The organism is Mycobacteriales bacterium (genome assembly GCA_035690485.1).
Taxonomy (GTDB): Bacteria; Actinomycetota; Actinomycetes; order JAFAQI01; family DASSKL01; genus DASSKL01.
In genome coordinates, this window is record DASSKL010000004.1 from 1 (window position 1) to 15,427 (window position 15,427).

General features: G+C 71.5%; 14 protein-coding genes. 6 read left to right on the plus strand and 8 right to left on the minus strand.

Features of this window, described 5'->3' with window-relative positions:
• Positions 1 to 634, minus strand: a 634-nt coding sequence (locus tag VFJ21_00195) for a methionine synthase (protein HET7405542.1), incomplete at its 3' end; no start/stop codon positions are given.
• Positions 635 to 730: 96 nt separating this feature from the next.
• On the opposite strand from VFJ21_00195, the gene VFJ21_00200 reads away from it, so the two are divergent.
• The gene (locus tag VFJ21_00200; protein HET7405543.1) at positions 731 to 1,963 is read left to right on the plus strand and encodes an alkaline phosphatase family protein; all 1,233 of its coding nucleotides are present in this window, start codon (positions 731 to 733) and stop codon (positions 1,961 to 1,963) included.
• A complete protein-coding gene (locus tag VFJ21_00205; GenBank protein ID HET7405544.1) occupies positions 1,963 to 3,264 on the plus strand; it encodes an alkaline phosphatase family protein in 1,302 nt (433 codons plus the stop codon). Before VFJ21_00200 ends, VFJ21_00205 begins: the two co-directional genes overlap by 1 nt.
• A 26-nt stretch (positions 3,265 to 3,290) precedes the next feature.
• On the opposite strand, the gene VFJ21_00210 is transcribed toward VFJ21_00205, so the two are convergent.
• The 7 genes from VFJ21_00210 to aceA form a co-directional block, all read right to left on the minus strand.
• Positions 3,291 to 3,566, minus strand: coding sequence for a hypothetical protein (locus VFJ21_00210; GenBank protein ID HET7405545.1), 276 nt, complete (start codon positions 3,564 to 3,566; stop codon positions 3,291 to 3,293).
• Between the two features lie 71 nt (positions 3,567 to 3,637).
• The gene (gene mnmA / locus VFJ21_00215) at positions 3,638 to 4,690 is read right to left on the minus strand and encodes a tRNA 2-thiouridine(34) synthase MnmA (protein HET7405546.1); all 1,053 of its coding nucleotides are present in this window, start codon (positions 4,688 to 4,690) and stop codon (positions 3,638 to 3,640) included.
• A gap of 13 nt (positions 4,691 to 4,703) precedes the next feature.
• Entirely contained in the window at positions 4,704 to 5,879 is a 1,176-nt protein-coding gene (locus VFJ21_00220; GenBank protein ID HET7405547.1) for a cysteine desulfurase family protein, read from the minus strand.
• 23 nt (positions 5,880 to 5,902) lie between these two features.
• Positions 5,903 to 7,306 carry a hypothetical protein gene (locus VFJ21_00225; GenBank protein HET7405548.1) on the minus strand — a complete coding sequence of 468 codons (1,404 nt, stop codon included), beginning with the start codon at positions 7,304 to 7,306 and terminating at the stop codon, positions 5,903 to 5,905.
• A gap of 19 nt (positions 7,307 to 7,325) precedes the next feature.
• Entirely contained in the window at positions 7,326 to 8,279 is a 954-nt protein-coding gene (locus VFJ21_00230) for an electron transfer flavoprotein subunit alpha/FixB family protein (protein HET7405549.1), read from the minus strand.
• 12 nt (positions 8,280 to 8,291) lie between these two features.
• On the minus strand, positions 8,292 to 9,071 hold the full coding sequence (locus VFJ21_00235) for an electron transfer flavoprotein subunit beta/FixA family protein (protein ID HET7405550.1): 780 nt from the start codon (positions 9,069 to 9,071) through the stop codon (positions 8,292 to 8,294).
• Positions 9,072 to 9,226: 155 nt separating this feature from the next.
• Positions 9,227 to 10,513 (minus strand): isocitrate lyase, encoded by a 1,287-nt coding sequence (gene aceA / locus VFJ21_00240; protein ID HET7405551.1) that lies wholly within the window; start codon positions 10,511 to 10,513, stop codon positions 9,227 to 9,229.
• Between the two features lie 125 nt (positions 10,514 to 10,638).
• On the opposite strand from aceA, the gene VFJ21_00245 reads away from it, so the two are divergent.
• From VFJ21_00245 to VFJ21_00260, 4 genes are all read left to right on the plus strand, one after another.
• Positions 10,639 to 12,105, plus strand: coding sequence for a helix-turn-helix domain-containing protein (locus VFJ21_00245; GenBank protein ID HET7405552.1), 1,467 nt, complete (start codon positions 10,639 to 10,641; stop codon positions 12,103 to 12,105).
• Positions 12,106 to 12,126: 21 nt separating this feature from the next.
• Positions 12,127 to 14,265, plus strand: coding sequence for a glycogen debranching protein GlgX (gene glgX, locus VFJ21_00250; protein HET7405553.1), 2,139 nt, complete (start codon positions 12,127 to 12,129; stop codon positions 14,263 to 14,265).
• A 158-nt stretch (positions 14,266 to 14,423) separates the two neighbouring features.
• Positions 14,424 to 15,110 (plus strand): HAD family hydrolase, encoded by a 687-nt coding sequence (locus VFJ21_00255; protein HET7405554.1) that lies wholly within the window; start codon positions 14,424 to 14,426, stop codon positions 15,108 to 15,110.
• A gap of 118 nt (positions 15,111 to 15,228) precedes the next feature.
• Positions 15,229 to 15,405 carry a hypothetical protein gene (locus VFJ21_00260; GenBank protein ID HET7405555.1) on the plus strand — a complete coding sequence of 59 codons (177 nt, stop codon included), beginning with the start codon at positions 15,229 to 15,231 and terminating at the stop codon, positions 15,403 to 15,405.
• Positions 15,406 to 15,427 lie beyond the last annotated feature (22 nt).

Sequence of the window (15,427 nt, forward strand, 5' to 3'; positions counted from 1 at the left end):
CCTCGCCGGCGTCGAGGGCACGGCGCAGCAGCGTCGCCGCGTCGGGCCCGTCGACCGCACGCAGTGCCCCGAAGCCGCTCGCGGTGGGCACGCTGCCGGTGAGCACCGCGGGCAGCGACGGCTCGTCGAGCTGCAGCAGCAACGTGGCGCCCGGCACCCTGCGGCGGACGTCGTCGAGGTGCTGCCGGACCCCCTCCGCCAGCGAGTCGGCGAGGTCGCGGACCGCGCCGGGATCGGCCAGCACCTTGTCACCGCGGGTCAGCTCGAGAGCGGCGGCAAGCGTCCAGGGCCCGGCGACCTGGACCTTCAACGGGCCCTCGTAACCCTGGGTGGCCTCTTCCAGGGCGTCAAGGTCGCGGGTCAGGAGGTCGCGGGCGCGCCGCTCGTCGACCCCCGGCCGGCCAACCACCCGCCAACCGGACGGCTGCAGGTCGACGTGCAGGTCGACGAGCAGGCCGCAGGACCGCCCGACCATGTCGGCGCCTGGACCGCGGTGGGGCAGCTCCGGGAGGTGCGGCAGGTCGGGCAGCTCGCCGACGACCAGCCGGCACGCCTCGCGGGGGTCGTCGCCGGGCAGTGACCCGATGCCGGTCGCGGCCCCGGGCTGCCAGGGTCGCAAGGCCTCACCGGTCACCGGCCGAGCCTAATGCGGGCCGCCGACAGGGCAGGTGAACGCCGCAGCCGCGGCGAATCCATGCAGCACCGTCCTCCGGCGTACAGGAGTCGCTCCGTGTTGCCACGCGTCCCCCGACGTCCGCTGCTGCTCGCCGGCGCGCTCGCGCTGATCGCCGGCCTGGTCACGCCGGCGGTGGCCCGCCAGCCCGCCGGCACCGCGCTGAGCCGGCTCGGTGTCGGCCACGTCTGGCTCATCAACGTCGAGAACAAGAGCTACGCCGAGACCTACGGCGGCGCGACGCCGACCTACCTCAACTCGACGCTGCGCCGGCAGGGCGTGCTGCTGGAGCAGTACTACGGCATCGGGCACCTGAGCCTCGACAACTACATCGCACAGCTGTCCGGGCAGGCGCCGACGCTCCTGACGCAGAGCGACTGCCAGGTCTACGTCGACGTGGTGCCGGGCGTGGCGGGGCCCGACGGGCAGGCGATCGGGCAGGGCTGCGTCTACCCGGCATCGGTCAAGACACTGCCCGACCAGCTCGACGCGGTCGGCAAGACGTGGAAGGGCTACATGGAGGACATGGGCAACGACCCGTCCCGGGAGCCCGACCGGTGCGGCGCACCGCCGCTCGACCCGACCAACGGCATGCGCGACGGGACGCAGACCGCCACGGCCACCGACCAGTACGCCGCCCGGCACAACCCGTTCGTCTACTTCCACTCGATCCTCGACCGGACCTACGGCGACGCGCCGAACCACGCGACCTGCGTCACCAACGTGGTGCCGCTCACGGCGCTCGCCACCGACCTGGCGAAGAAGCCGGCCGACGTGCCGAACTTCAACCTGATCACCCCGAACCTCTGCGACGACGGCCATGACGACCCCTGCGTCGGCAAGGACGTCGACGGGGGCACGGCCAGCGGTCTGAAGGCCGTCGACCTGTGGCTGCAGAAGTACATCCCGATGATCGAGGCGTCCCGGGCCTTCCAGCAGGACGGCTTGATCATCGTCAGCGGCGACGAGGCGGAGAGCAGCGACTCGACGTCCTGCTGCAACGAGCAGTCCGGCTACGACACCCCGCTCGCGGGCGGCGGCGGGATCACCTCCGGCAGCCCCGGCCCCGGCGGCGGCCGCATCGGCACCCTGGTCATCGGTCACGGGGTGAAGCCCGACTCCACCAGCACCACGGCCTACAACCACTACTCGCTGCTGCGCAGCCTCGAGGATCTCTTCGGCGTCACGACCGGCGGGGCCGACGGGCAGGGTCACCTCGGCTACGCGGGCGCGACCGGGCTGGTCCCGTTCGGCAAGGACGTGTTCCAGGCAGCGAAGGGAGCGTTCTGATGTCGCCGCTCGACCGGCGCCGGTTCCTGCTGGGTGCGGCCGGGGTCGCGACGCTGGCCGCGACCTCGCCCGCCTGGGCCACCCGGCCCGGCCCGGCCAACCAGCCGCTGGCGCCGCTGCCCGACCCGGACAAGAGCGGGCTGGACCACATCGTGGTGGTCTGCATGGAGAACCGCAGCTTCGACCACTACCTGGGCTGGCTGCCCGGCGCCAACGGCAAGCAGGCCGGGCTGTCCTACCCCGACGACAAGGGCGCCCTGCACCCAACGCACCACCTGACCGAGTGGCAGGGCTGCGGCTTCAACGACCCCGACCACTCCTACTCCGGTGGCCGGGTGCAGCTCGACGGCGGCAAGTGCGACGGGTTCCGCAAGGGCGGCAACGACGACTACGCCCTCGGCTACTACACCAAGAACGACCTGGCGCTCTACGGCCCGCTGGTCGAGCAGGCGACGGTCTTCGACAACTACTTCTGCTCGATCCTCAGCTCCACCTATCCCAACCGCTTCTACACGCACGCCGCGGCGACCGACCGGCTCGACAACGCCATGGTCACCTCGGTGCTGCCGACGATCTGGGACAAGCTCGCGGCCAAGAACGTGAGCGCCAACTACTACTTCAGCGACCTGCCGTTCCTCGCGCTGTGGGGCACCAAGTACATCTCGCTCGCCCGCCACATCGAGACGTTCTTCGCGCAGGCGGCGACCGGCACGCTGCCGTCGTACTCCTACCTCGACCCGTTCTTCCTCGGTGAGGACCAGGGCGGCTCCAACGACGACCACCCGCACGCCGACATCCGACGCGGGCAGGCGTTCCTCTCGCTGGTGGTGCAGGCGATCCTCAACTCACCGCTGTGGGACCGCACCGCGCTCGTGATCACCTACGACGAGTGGGGCGGGTTCTTCGACCACGTCGTGCCGCCCGTGCTCCCCGACGACCACGACCTCAACCCGACGAGCACGCCGCACGGGCAGGCCGGGTTCCGGGTGCCGGCGATGGTGCTGTCGCCGTTCGCCCGCCGCGGCTACGTCGGCAGCGCGCAGTACGACCACACCTCGATCCTCAAGATGGTCGAATGGCGCTGGGGCCTGTCCCCGCTGACCAGCCGCGACGCGGCGGCGCGCAACCTGGCGGAGACGTTCGACTTCACGCACCCCGACACCGCAGTGCCGAACCTGCCGATCGTGCCCGACCCCGGACCGCACATCTGCGGCGCGCCCGGCGTCGGGATGGCGACGGAGGAGTCGTTCTGGACCGGACTCAAGACCAAGGCCGCGGCCGAGGGCTGGGCGGTGCGCTGAGCGCTGCCCGGCGCACGTGTCGAGCGTTACCGAGCCCGCCGCTGCGTGCCCTTGGTCGGCGCCTTCTTCGCCGGGGTCTTCGCCGCGGTCCTGACCGCCGCGGCCCGCTTCACCGATGTCCGCGGCGGCGTGGTGCCGGTGGCGGGAGCGCCCGGGCTCGCGCCGCGCCGTTCGCCGCGCAGCCACTGCAGGTCGGCCTCGAACGCCTTGATGAGCTCGTCGCGGTCGGCGCTCGCCGCCCGGACGGCGAGGCTCCACCGGCAGATCACCTCGAGATCGGTCAGCTCCACCTGCTCGGCCATGCCCGCGACCTTACCGACCGGTCCGGTTGTCGGGCCGATATCGCGACCTGTCGCCCCGGGTGTGGCGTGACTCAGCCGATCGTCGCCTGACCGACGACGCGGTCGCCGTCGTAGAGCGCCACCGACTGGCCCGGTGCGACGCCACGGACCGGCGCGTCGAGCGCCACGTGCAGCCGGCCGTCGCGCAGCTCGGCCGTCGCGGGCACCGCCTCGCCGTGCGCCCGGATCTGCGCGGCGCAGCGCATCGGCAGCGACGGCGCCGGGCCGCACCACGTGGGAACGCCGGCGCACAGTGTCGAGACCTCGAGCGCGTCGGCTCCGCCGACCGTGACCGTGCCGGTCACCGGCTGCACGTCGAGGACGTAACGCGGGCGGCCGTCGGGCGCCGGCCGGCCGAGGCGCAGGCCGCGCCGCTGGCCGACCGTGAACCCGTAGACGTTGTCGTGCCGGCCGAGCACCTCCCCGGTGGCGGCGTCGACCAGCTCGCCGGGCCGCTTGTCCAGCCGACGGGACAGAAAGCCACGGACGTCGCCGTCGGGCACGAAGCAGATGTCGTGGCTGTCGGGCTTGTCGGCGACGGCGAGCCCGCGGTCGGCGGCCTCGGCCCGTACGCCGTCCTTGCACGAGTCCCCGAGCGGGAAGAGCGCATGGGCGACCTGGTCCGGGCGGAGCACCGCCAGGACGTAGGACTGGTCCTTCGCCGGGTCGACGGCGCGGTGCAGCAACCCGTCGACGACCCGCGCGTAGTGCCCGGTGCACACCGCGTCGAAGCCCAGGCCCCGCGCCTTGTCGAGCACGGCGGCGAACTTGATGCGTTCGTTGCAGCGCAGGCACGGGTTCGGCGTACGGCCCGCGGCGTACTCCGCGACGAAGTCGTCGACCACGTCGGCGCGGAACCGGTCGGCGAGGTCCCAGACGTAGAACGGGATGCCGATGACGTCGGCGGCCCGGCGCGCGTCGTGCGCGTCTTCGACGGTGCAGCATCCGCGCGCGCCGGTGCGGAACGTCTGCCGCTGCTGGGACAGCGCGAGGTGCACCCCGGTGACGTCGTGGCCCGCATCGACCGCCCGCGCGGCAGCGACTGCCGAGTCGACGCCGCCGGACATGGCGGCGAGGACCTTCACCGGCGGCGCTCTCTCACCGGCTCTGGGCCTGCCGGGCCCGCTCGACGACGGGGCCGATCGCCTCGGCGAGGGCCGTCACGTCGGCGTCGGTGGAGGTGTGCCCCAGAGAGAAGCGCAGCGAGGCCCGCGCGCGGTCCTCGTCCTGGCCCATCGCGAGCAGCACGTGGCTCGGCCGGGCGACCCCTGCCGAGCAGGCCGACCCGGTCGAGCACTCGATGTCGCGCGCGTCGAGCAGCAGCAGCAGCGAGTCGCCCTCGCAGCCGGGGAAGGAGAAGTGCGCGTTGCCGGGCAGCCGCCGCTCGCGGTGCAGCGTCGGGTCGCCGTTGAGCAGCGCGTCGGGCAGCACCGCCCGCACCTGGTCGACCAGCCGGCCACGCAGGTCGTGCAACCGCTCGGCCCGGGTCGGCTGCTCCTTCACCGCGACCTGCAGCGCGGTCGCGAGACCTGCGACGGCCGGGGTGTCGAGGGTGCCGGACCGGACGTCGCGCTCCTGACCGCCGCCGTGCAGCAGCGGCGCGCAGTCGACGTCGCGACCGAGCAGCAGCGCGCCCGCACCGATCGGGCCACCGAACTTGTGCCCGGTGACGGTCATCGCATCCAGTCCGCTGGCCGCGAAGTCGACCGGCAGCTGGCCGACGGCCTGCACCGCGTCGCTGTGCACCGGCACGCCGTGCGCGTGAGCGAGCGCAGCGAGCTCGGCGACCGGCTGGACGGTGCCCACCTCGTTGTTGGCCCACATGACCGAGACGAGCGCGACCTCGTCGCCCGCTCGCTGCAGCAGCTCGTCGAGCGCCTCGACCTGGACGCGCCCGGTCTCGTCGACGGGCAGCCACGTCACCTCGGCGCCCTCGTGTTCGGCGAGCCACTCCGCGGCGTCGATCACCGCGTGGTGCTCGACCGCGCTGACCACGACCCGGCGGCGGCGCGGGTCCTGCGCCCGGCGGGCCCAGTAGATGCCCTTGACCGCGAGGTTGTCGGCCTCGGTGCCGCCGCTGGTGAGGACCACCTCGCTGGGACGCGCGCCGAGGGCCGCGGCGATCGTCTCGCGCGACTCCTCGACGACGCGACGAGCCCGGCGACCGGCGGCGTGCAGCGAGGAGGCGTTGCCGACCTGCGCCAGCTGCGCCGCCATCGCCTCCACCGCCTCCGGCAGCATCGGCGTCGTGGCGGCGTGATCCAGGTAGACCATCGACGTTCAGCCTAACCGCGCGGCTAGGAAACCGGCGCGCCCATTCGCGGGCCCTGCGTCGGCACGACCACGGGCAGCGGCTCGTCGGCGGCCACGACGACCAGCTGGCTCGGCAGCACGCCGGCCCCCGCGCGGACGTCGGCCGCGACCGCCACCGCCACGTCGGCCGGATCGGCAGCCGTCTGCAGGTGCACGACCACCTGCGGCCGGTGGTCGCGGAACCGTGGGTGGACGACGACCCGCCAGTCGGCCACGTCGGCACTGCCGACCAGCGCGCCGGCAAGCGTTCGCAGGTCGAGCGGCCGGCGCAGGTCGGGTACCCGCTGCACGAGTCCGCCGCGCGCCAGGGTCGAGGGCACGCGAGGCACCCGGCGACCGCAGGACGGGCACGAGCCCGACTCGAGCGGTCCGGGCAGCACGTCACCGGTGCGCCAGCGCAGCAGCGCGCTGCCGCGCATGCCGAGCTGGGTGAGCACCAGCTCGCCCGGGCCGCTGCCGGCGTAGGCCTCCGCGGTCTCCGGGTCGACCACCTCGACGAGGTCGACGTCCGGGTAGGTGTGCAGGCCCGAGCCGGGCGCGCACTCGCCCCACAGCACCCGGGCCCCCGACGGCGCGTGCACGGCGAGCACGACGGCGCCGGTAGCGGCCATCCCCGACAGCGCGCCCGCCGCCGCCCGCCGCTCGGCGGCACTCGGTGCGCCGACGAGCAGCAGACGGCGTACGCCGGACAGGTCGGCGCCCAGCGTCGCGAGGTCGTCCACCAGGTCGGCAGCGGCGTCCGCGGGCGCGGCGAGGGTCGTGGCCGGCATGACCCGGAGCGCCGCGGCGACGTCGCGCGCGTCGGGGCCCGGGAAGTAGGCCGGAGCCCCGGCCGCGAGCGCGGCGTACTCCAGGCCGAGGTGCTCCGCGCTGCGGGTCACCGGCACGGCGCTGACCAGGACGTCGTCGGCCGTCAGGCCGAGCACGTCCCACAACCGGCGTCCGGTGCGCGCGACGACGTCGAGGTCGCCGCGGGTGCTGGCCAGGGGCCAGCGGAAGCCGAGTCCGGTGGTCAGGTAGGAGGTCGGCCGGGTGTCGGTCTCGACGACCTGGCGGTAGGCCTGCGTCGACACCAGCCGCCGCGCGAGCGCGCGGCGGACGGCCGGCCCGGTGGCGTGCACCGCGTAGCCGGTCTCGCTGGGCTGCAGCACCAGCGCCGCCATCGCCGCCGGGTCGCCGTCAGGGCTGATGTCACGCTCGCCGACCGCCGGCAGCCGCGAGAGGCCGGCTACCGACTTCACCGACGACGGCGAGATCCCGAGCGCGCGGAACCGTTCGCGCCAGAACGGCCCGAACGGTGCCACGGCGTCGGCGACCTGCGCGCGCAGCAGGGCGTCCTGCCGGTCGCGCAGCTCCTTGTCAGACCACGTGTCCCATGCCGACGCCACGGCCGGGGACTTTACTTCGTCAGCTGGACCGCTTCTCGATTTCGGTAGTCACTTGCGGGACGACGTCGAACAGGTCGCCGACCACGCCGAAGTCGACCAGCTCGAAGATCGGCGCCTCGGGGTCCTTGTTGATGGCGACGATCGTCTTCGACGTCTGCATGCCGGCCCGGTGCTGGATCGCGCCGGAGATGCCGATCGCCATGTAGAGCTGCGGCGACACGGTCTTGCCGGTCTGGCCGACCTGGTTGGTGTGGGGGTACCAGCCCGCGTCGGTCGCGGCCCGCGAGGCACCGACCGCTGCGTGCAGGGTGTCGGCGAGCTTCTCGATGAGCGCGAAGTTCTCGCCGCCACCGAGACCGCGGCCGCCGGAGACGACGATCGACGCCTCGGTGAGCTCGGGCCGGCCGCCCTTCTTCTCCGCCACCCGGTCGAGCACCTTGGCCCGCTTGCCGGCATCGGAGACCGACACGGTGACCTGCTGCTCGGTCGGCTGCGCCGGCGCCGCTTCGGGGGCCGTCGAGTTGGGCCGCACGGCGATGATCGGCGTGCCCTTCGTGACCCTCGACTTGACGATCGTCGCGCCGCCGAAGATCGACTGCTCGCAGCCGAAGTCGGGGGTGACGTCGACGGCGTCGGTGATGACGCCCGACTCGGTCTTGACCGCCAGCCGGGCCGCGATCTCCTTGCCCTCCGGGGAGGAGGGGATCAGCACGGCGGCCGGCGACGCCTCCTGCACCAGCTGCGCGAGGATCTCGGCCTTCGGCGCGACGAGGTAGGAGTCGTAGTCGTCACCGGCGGCGACGTAGACCTTCTGCGCGCCGTACTCCGCGAGCTTGTCCTTCGCGGTGTCGTATCCCTGACCGACGTAGACCGCGCTCGGCTCGCCGAGCTGACGTGCCTTCGTGAGCAGCTCGTAGGTGACCTTCTTCGGGGTCCCGTCGAGGTGTTCGACCAGGACGAGGATCTCTGCCATGACGGGGCGCTCCTAGATGAACTTCTGGCTGGCGAGGAAGTCGGCGAGCTTCACGCCGCCGTCGCCCTCGTCGGTCACGATCTGGCCCTTTTGCTTCGGCGGGCGCGGCTGCGCCTCGTCGACCGCCGTGAAAGAGGCATCGAGACCGACCTTGTCGGCCTCGATGCCGGCGTCGGCCGCGGACAGGGCCGTGAGCGGCTTCTTCTTGGCCGCCATGATCCCCTTGAAGGACGGGTAACGCGGCTCGTTGATCTTCTCGACCACGCTCACGATCGCCGGGGTCGGCCCCTCGACGACGTCGTAGCCGTTGTCGGTCTGCCGCTCGATCTTCACGCTGCCGTCGGAGGCCTCGACCTTGCGGGCCATCGTCAGCTGGGTGGCGCCGAGCCGCTCGGCGAGCATCGGCGCGAGCACGCTCATCCGCGCGTCGGTCGACTCGGAACCGAGGATCACGAGGTCCCACTCGGTCGTGCCGAGCGCCTTGGCGATCGCGTAGGAGGTGGCGAGCGCATCGGAGCCGTGCAGCGAGTCGTCGACGAGGTGGATCGCCTTGTCGGCACCCATCGACAGCGCCTTGCGGATCGTCTCGGCGGCCTTCTCCGGGCCCATCGTCAGGACGGTGACCTCGCCGCCCTGCGCTTCTTTGATCTTCAGTGCCTCTTCGACGGCGTACTCGTCGAGCTCGTTCATGACGCCGTCGACGGACTCCCGGTCGACGGTCTTGTCCTGCGGGCTCAGCTTCTTCTCCGCCCAGGTGTCGGGCACCTGCTTGACGCAGACGACGATGTTCATGGCCGGCGGCCGACCTCCTGTGAATCGTTGGGAATCGCCGTCAAGCCTGTCATGCCGGTCATGATCGACCGGCACGACCCCCTGGCCGGAACGGCGACGTACGACGAGGGCCGCGACCCGTCAGGTCGCGGCCCCCATGGCGAAATCTCTTCGGTCTAGTGGAACTGCTCTTCCTCGGTCGAACCCTTGAGAGCGAGGGTCTCGGCCTGCGGGTCGATGGCCGTAGCCACCAGGTCGAAGTAGCCGGCGCCGACCTCGCGCTGGTGCTTGGTCGCGGTGTAGCCCTGGGCCTCGGCCGCGAACTCCTTCTCCTGCAGCTCGACGTAAGCCGCCATGTCGCCCTTCGCGTAGCCGCTCGCGAGCTCCCACATCGAGTAGTTGAGGGCGTGGAAGCCGGCCAGGGTGATGAACTGGAACTTGTAGCCCATGGCACCGAGCTCGCGCTGGAACTTCGCGATGGTGTCGTCGTCGAGGGCGGCCTTCCAGTTGAAGGAGGGCGAGCAGTTGTAGGCGAGCAGCTGCTCCGGGAACTCCTTCTTCACCGCCTCGGCGAACTGCCGCGCCAGCTCGAGGTCGGGCGTCGAGGTCTCCATCCAGATGAGATCGGCGTAGGGCGCGTAGGCCAGGGCCCTGGTGATGCACGGGTCGATGCCGTTGGTCACCCGGTAGAAGCCCTCGGCGGTGCGCTCGCCGGTGACGTACTGCTGGTCGCGCTCGTCGACGTCGCTGGTGATCAGCGTCGCGGCCTGCGCGTCGGTGCGGGCGACGACGACCGTCGGGACGCCCTCGACGTCGGCGGCGAGTCGGGCTGCGTTGAGCGTCTTGACGTGCTGCTCGGTCGGGATCAGCACCTTTCCGCCGAGGTGGCCGCACTTCTTGGCCGAGGACAGCTGGTCCTCCCAGTGCACGCCCGAGGCGCCGGCGTCGATCATCGACTTCATCAGCTCGTAGGCGTTGAGCGGCCCGCCGAAGCCGGCCTCGGCGTCGGCGACGATCGGCGCGAACCAGTCGACGTCGGTCTTGCCCTCGCTCCAGGTGATCTGGTCGGCCCGCTTGAGCGCGTTGTTGATGCGCCGGACGACGGCCGGCACGGAGTTGGCCGGGTAGAGGCTCTGGTCGGGGTAGGTCTGCGCGGCCAGGTTGGCGTCACCGGCGACCTGCCAGCCCGATAGGTAGATCGCCTTGAGCCCGGCGCGCACCTGCTGGACCGCCTGGTTACCGGTCAGCGCGCCGAGGGCGTTGATGTAGTCAGCGGAGTTGACGAGCTGCCAGAGCTTCTCGGCCCCACGACGGGCGAGCGTGTGCTCCTCCTGCACCGACCCGCGCAGCCGGACGACGTCATCGGCGGTGTAGGTGCGCTTGACGCCCTTCCAACGGGAGTCGGTGTCCCACTCCTTCTGGAGTGCGGCGGCCTGCTGCTGGAGGTCGGTGGGGTTGGTCATGGGCCGGATCGCTCCTCTGCGCTGAGTGAACTTCCTTGATCTGTACTCACTATCCGCGGCATCATGGCGATTGTCGATGAAGGTTCCTGGAGAATTTCTGCAGATGTTTCATGAGAGTGAAGAACGTGGCTGAACTCACAACGGCTCCGGCGCCGCCCGGGGAGCTGGACCTGGTCGTCCTCGGCCAGCGGCTGCGTCATGCCCGCCGCCACCGTGGTCTCACCCTCGCGCAGGTCGCGGGCAGTGTCGGCGCCGCGGCGTCGCTGCTGAGCCTGGTCGAGAACGGCCGCCGCGAACCCAAGCTGTCCCTGCTGCAGGCACTCGCCGCGGCCTACGCCGTACCGCTCGACGACCTGCTCCGGCCGGAGGCGCCCAGCCGCCGGGCGTCGCTGGAGATCGCGCTGCAGCGCGCGCAGCACGACCCGTCGCTGCAGGCCATCGGGCTGACCCCCCTGCGACCCAGCCCGCGGATGCCGACCGAGGTGCTCGAGCACATCGTCGCGTTGTACGACGAGCTGCGTCGCCGCGACGAGCACGTCGCGGCCACGCCGGAGGCAGCCCGGCTCGCCAACGTGGAGCTACGCCGGCAGATGCGCGCGCAGAACAACTACTTCCCCGAGGTCGAGAAGGTGGCCGACGAAGCGCTGCGCGCGGTGGGCCACACCAGCGGTGCGGTGCCCCAGCGGATCATCAGCGACCTCGCCGCGCACCACGGCTTCACGCTGCACAACGTCAGCGACCTGCCGGAGTCCACCCGTTCGGTCGCCGACCTCACCCACCGCCGCATCTACCTGCCGCAGCGGCCCGCCGGTCACGACCCGCGCTACGTGATCCTGCAGACCCTCGGGCACTTCGCGCTCGGCCACACGGACCCCGGCGACTTCGCGGAGTTCCTGCGCCAGCGGGTGGAGGCCAACTACTTCGCCGCCGCGCTGCTGGTGCCCGAGCGCTCCGCCGTACCGTTCCTGCTCGAGGCCAAGCGCGCTCGCGCGCTGTCGATGGAGGACCTGCGCGACGTGTTCGCCGTCTCGCACGAGACGGCGGCACACCGGTTCACCAACCTGGCCACCCACCACCTCGGGCTGCCGGTGCACTTCACCCGCACCGACGCGAGCGGCACGATCTACAAGGCCTACGAGAACGACGAGCTGCCCTACCCCACCGACGCCTCGGGCGCGATCGAGGGCCAGCTCGCCTGCCGGCAGTTCGCGAGCCGGCGCGTGTTCGGGTCGGCTGACCGCTACGCGACCTACACGCAGTTCACCGACACCCCGGCCGGCACCTACTTCTGCAACTCCCACGTAGAGCCCGCCGGCGGCACGGAGTTCGCGGTCACGGTGGGGGTGCCGTTCCAGCACGCGAAGTGGTTCCGCGGTGCCGACACCACCCAGCGCCGGCGCAAGTCGACCTGTCCGGCGCCGTCGTGCTGCAAGCGACCCCCGCGGGAGCTCGCCGACAAGTGGGCAGGCCACGCCTGGCCGTCGGCCCGCGCGCACAGCCACCTGCTCGCGGCACTGCCGCCGGGCGCCTTCCCGGGCGTGGACACGACCGACGTCTACGCGTTTCTCGACCGCCACGCGCCGCAGTCCTGACGCAGGGCAGACTGGCCCGCGATGAGCTCCGAGGGCAGTCCCGCATCACCGGCGCCGGCGAGCGCGCCGTGGCCCGGGCGCCCGCACCCGCTCGGCGCGACGTGGGACGGCGAGGGCACCAACTTCGCGCTCTACGCCGACGGCGCGGAAGCGGTCGACCTGTGCCTGTTCGACGAGCAGGGGCGTGAGACGCGCCACCCGCTGAGCGAGGTCACCTACCACGTGTGGCACGGCTACCTGCCGCAGGTCGCGCCGGGCCAGCGCTACGGCTACCGGGTCGACGGGCCGTTCGACCCGTCGCGCGGCTGCCGCTGGAACCCGAGCAAGCTGCTGATGGACCCCTACGCGCTGGCGATCGACGGCGCCTTCGTCCTCGACGTCGCCGTCTTCGGCTACCCGCAGGATCGTGACGACACCGTGCAGGACCACCGCGACTCTGCGGCGTACGTCCCGCGCAGCGTCGTGGTGCACGACGTGTTCCCGTGGGGCGACGACCACCAGCGACCGGGGACGCCGTGGGCCGACACCGTCATCTACGAGCTGCACGTCAAGGGCTTCACGGCCCGCCACCCCGACATCCCGGCCGCGTTGCGGGGCACCTACGCCGGGCTGGCCCATCCGGCCGCGATCGAACACCTGCGCGGGCTGGGCGTCACCGCCGTCGAGCTGATGCCGGTGCACCACTTCGTCACCGAGCCGGCCGTGCTGCAGCGCGGGCTGACCAACTACTGGGGCTACAACTCGCTCGGCTACTTCGCCCCGCACGCTGCCTACTGCTCCAGCGGCTCCGGCGGGCAGCAGGTGCGGGAGTTCAAGGCGATGGTGCGCGCGCTGCACGCGGCGGGCATCGAGGTGATCCTCGACGTGGTCTACAACCACACGGCCGAGGGCGACCACCTCGGCCCGACGCTGTCACTGCGCGGGATCGACAACCCGGCCTACTACCGGTTGCGCGACGACGACCCGCGCTACTACGTCAACTACACCGGCACCGGCAACACGCTCGACGCTCGCCACCCGCACGTGCTGCAGCTCATCATGGACTCGCTGCGCTACTGGGTGACCGAGATGCACGTCGACGGGTTCCGCTTCGACCTCGCGGCAGCGCTGGCCCGGTCCTTCCACGACGTCGACAAGCTCTCGGCGTTCTTCGACGTGATCCAGCAGGACCCGATCGTCAGCCGGGTCAAGCTCATCGCGGAGCCTTGGGACCTCGGCGAGGGCGGCTACCAGGTCGGCGAGTTCCCGCCGCTGTGGACCGAGTGGAACGGCAAGTATCGCGACGCCACCAGGGACTTCTGGCGCCCGCACGCCACGACCGGCGTCGCCGAGCTGGCCTACCGCCTGTCCGGGTCCAGCGACCTCTACCAGGACGACGGGCGCCGGCCGTTCGCCTCCATCAACTTCGTCACGGCACACGACGGGTTCTCCCTGCACGACCTGGTGTCCTACGAGCGCAAGCACAACGAGAGCAACGGCGAGGACAACCGGGACGGCAGCGACGACAACCGCTCGGCCAACTACGGCGTCGAAGGTCCGACCACCGATCCCGCGATCCGATCGGTGCGTGCCGTGCAGATGCGCAACCTGCTCGCGACACTGCTGCTGTCGACGGGCGTGCCGATGCTGCGGATGGGCGACGAGGTCGCGCACACCCAGCAGGGCAACAACAACGCCTACGTGCAGGACAACGAGATCTCCTGGATCGACTGGGACCTCGACCCGGACCGCACGCAACTGCTCGCGTTCGTGCAACGGCTCGTCGCGCTGCGCAGGCGGCACCCGGTGCTGCGGCAGCGGGCATTCTTCCAAGGCCAGCCGGTCGACGAAGCCGGCGTGAAAGACCTGGCGTGGTTCACGCCGGCGGGCTTCGAGATGACCGACACCGACTGGGAGCAGCCCGCGCACACCCTCGGCATGTACCTCGCGGGCGACGGCATCCGCACCCGGACCGCCCGCGGCGACCGGATCGTCGACGACTCGTTCCTGCTCGTCCTGCACGCCGACGACGTACCGGTGACGTTCACGCTTCCCGGCGAACCTTGGGCAACGGCGTACGACGTGGTCATCGACACGAGTCACGACACCACCGAGCAGACCGTGGTCGGCGACATCCAGCTCGCCGCCCGCAGCCTCCTGCTGCTACGCGCGCACCGCTGACCGGCACCTCTCGCCGTCATGCGCCTTGCGCTTGTGGATCTCCTGGCTGCACTTCATGTGAGCTCGTTGTGCCGAAAGCCATGACAAAGCGGGCATTGGATCAACGTCTTCTGCAACCAGAAGATCGTCCGGCGCTGGGATGGCTACCGTGTGCCGTCGTGGAGCCCGAGGTGAAGGCCGTGCTGCTCGACGCCGGTGGCGTGTTGCTCATGCCCGATCCCGCGGCGTTTCGGGTCCGGCTAGCGCCGTACGGCATCGCTCCCGACGACGAGGCATGTCACCGCGCACACTTCCTCGGCATGGCCGAGCTCGACCGCATCGGACGCACCGACTACCCCCACGCCGACCGGGTCATCGCGCAGTGGTTGGGCGTGGCGGCCGGGGAGGTCGAGGCGGCGGCAGACGCGATCAAGGACGTCTATCTCGAGGACCCGTTCGTTCCGGTGCACGGAGTGGCCGAGCAGCTGCTGCGGTTGCAGGCCGCCGGGATCCGGCTGGCGATCGTGTCCAACGCGACCGGCAAGGTCGCCGCCGAGCTCGCCAAGCACCGGATCTGCACGACCGCCGACTCCGACTGCGCGTACGTCGACGTCGTGATCGACTCCGCGGTCGTCGGCGTCGAAAAGCCCGATCCGGCGATCTTCGGCTTTGCCCTGGAAGCGCTGCAGCTGCCGCCCGAGCAGTGCGTCTACCTCGGCGACTCCGTGCACTTCGACGTCAACGGCGCGCGGGCGGCGGGCATCCCGGCGGTGCATGTGGCCCCCCACACCGACTGTGCCGCGATTGACCACCCACACGTCGCGTCGGTGCACGCCTTCGTCGACCAGCTGCTCGGCACCTGGTAGAGGGCTGCCTCGTCACGATTTCGGTTGACCGTGGCTCGACACTGGCGGCCTGCCGCGTTTCGCCCGCACGAACTGCAGACCGAGCAGCTGACGCTGCGGCCCTTCGCACCAGGTGGACGTGGAGGCGGTCTTCGAGGCCTGCCAGGACCCGGAGATCCAGCGCTGGACGACCGTGCCGTCGCCGTACACGCATAACGACGCGATGTCCTGCGCCAGGCGCTGGTGCACCGCGGCGTCCGCATCGACGCCCTGGGTCGGTTCGCTGCTCGCCGGCGACAAGCCCCCGGGAGACTAGCGCCAGCCGTTGCTGATCTCCT

Coding starts and splice junctions, on each gene's coding strand:
- VFJ21_00205 (HET7405544.1), top strand. CDS start 1,963: ATGTCGCCGCTCGACCGGCGCCGGTTCCTGCTGGGTGCGGCCGGGGTC.
- VFJ21_00230 (HET7405549.1), bottom strand. CDS start 8,279: ATGGCAGAGATCCTCGTCCTGGTCGAACACCTCGACGGGACCCCGAAG.
- VFJ21_00210 (HET7405545.1), bottom strand. CDS start 3,566: ATGGCCGAGCAGGTGGAGCTGACCGATCTCGAGGTGATCTGCCGGTGG.
- aceA (HET7405551.1), bottom strand. CDS start 10,513: ATGACCAACCCCACCGACCTCCAGCAGCAGGCCGCCGCACTCCAGAAG.
- VFJ21_00220 (HET7405547.1), bottom strand. CDS start 5,879: ATGGTCTACCTGGATCACGCCGCCACGACGCCGATGCTGCCGGAGGCG.
- VFJ21_00235 (HET7405550.1), bottom strand. CDS start 9,071: ATGAACATCGTCGTCTGCGTCAAGCAGGTGCCCGACACCTGGGCGGAG.
- glgX (HET7405553.1), top strand. CDS start 12,127: ATGAGCTCCGAGGGCAGTCCCGCATCACCGGCGCCGGCGAGCGCGCCG.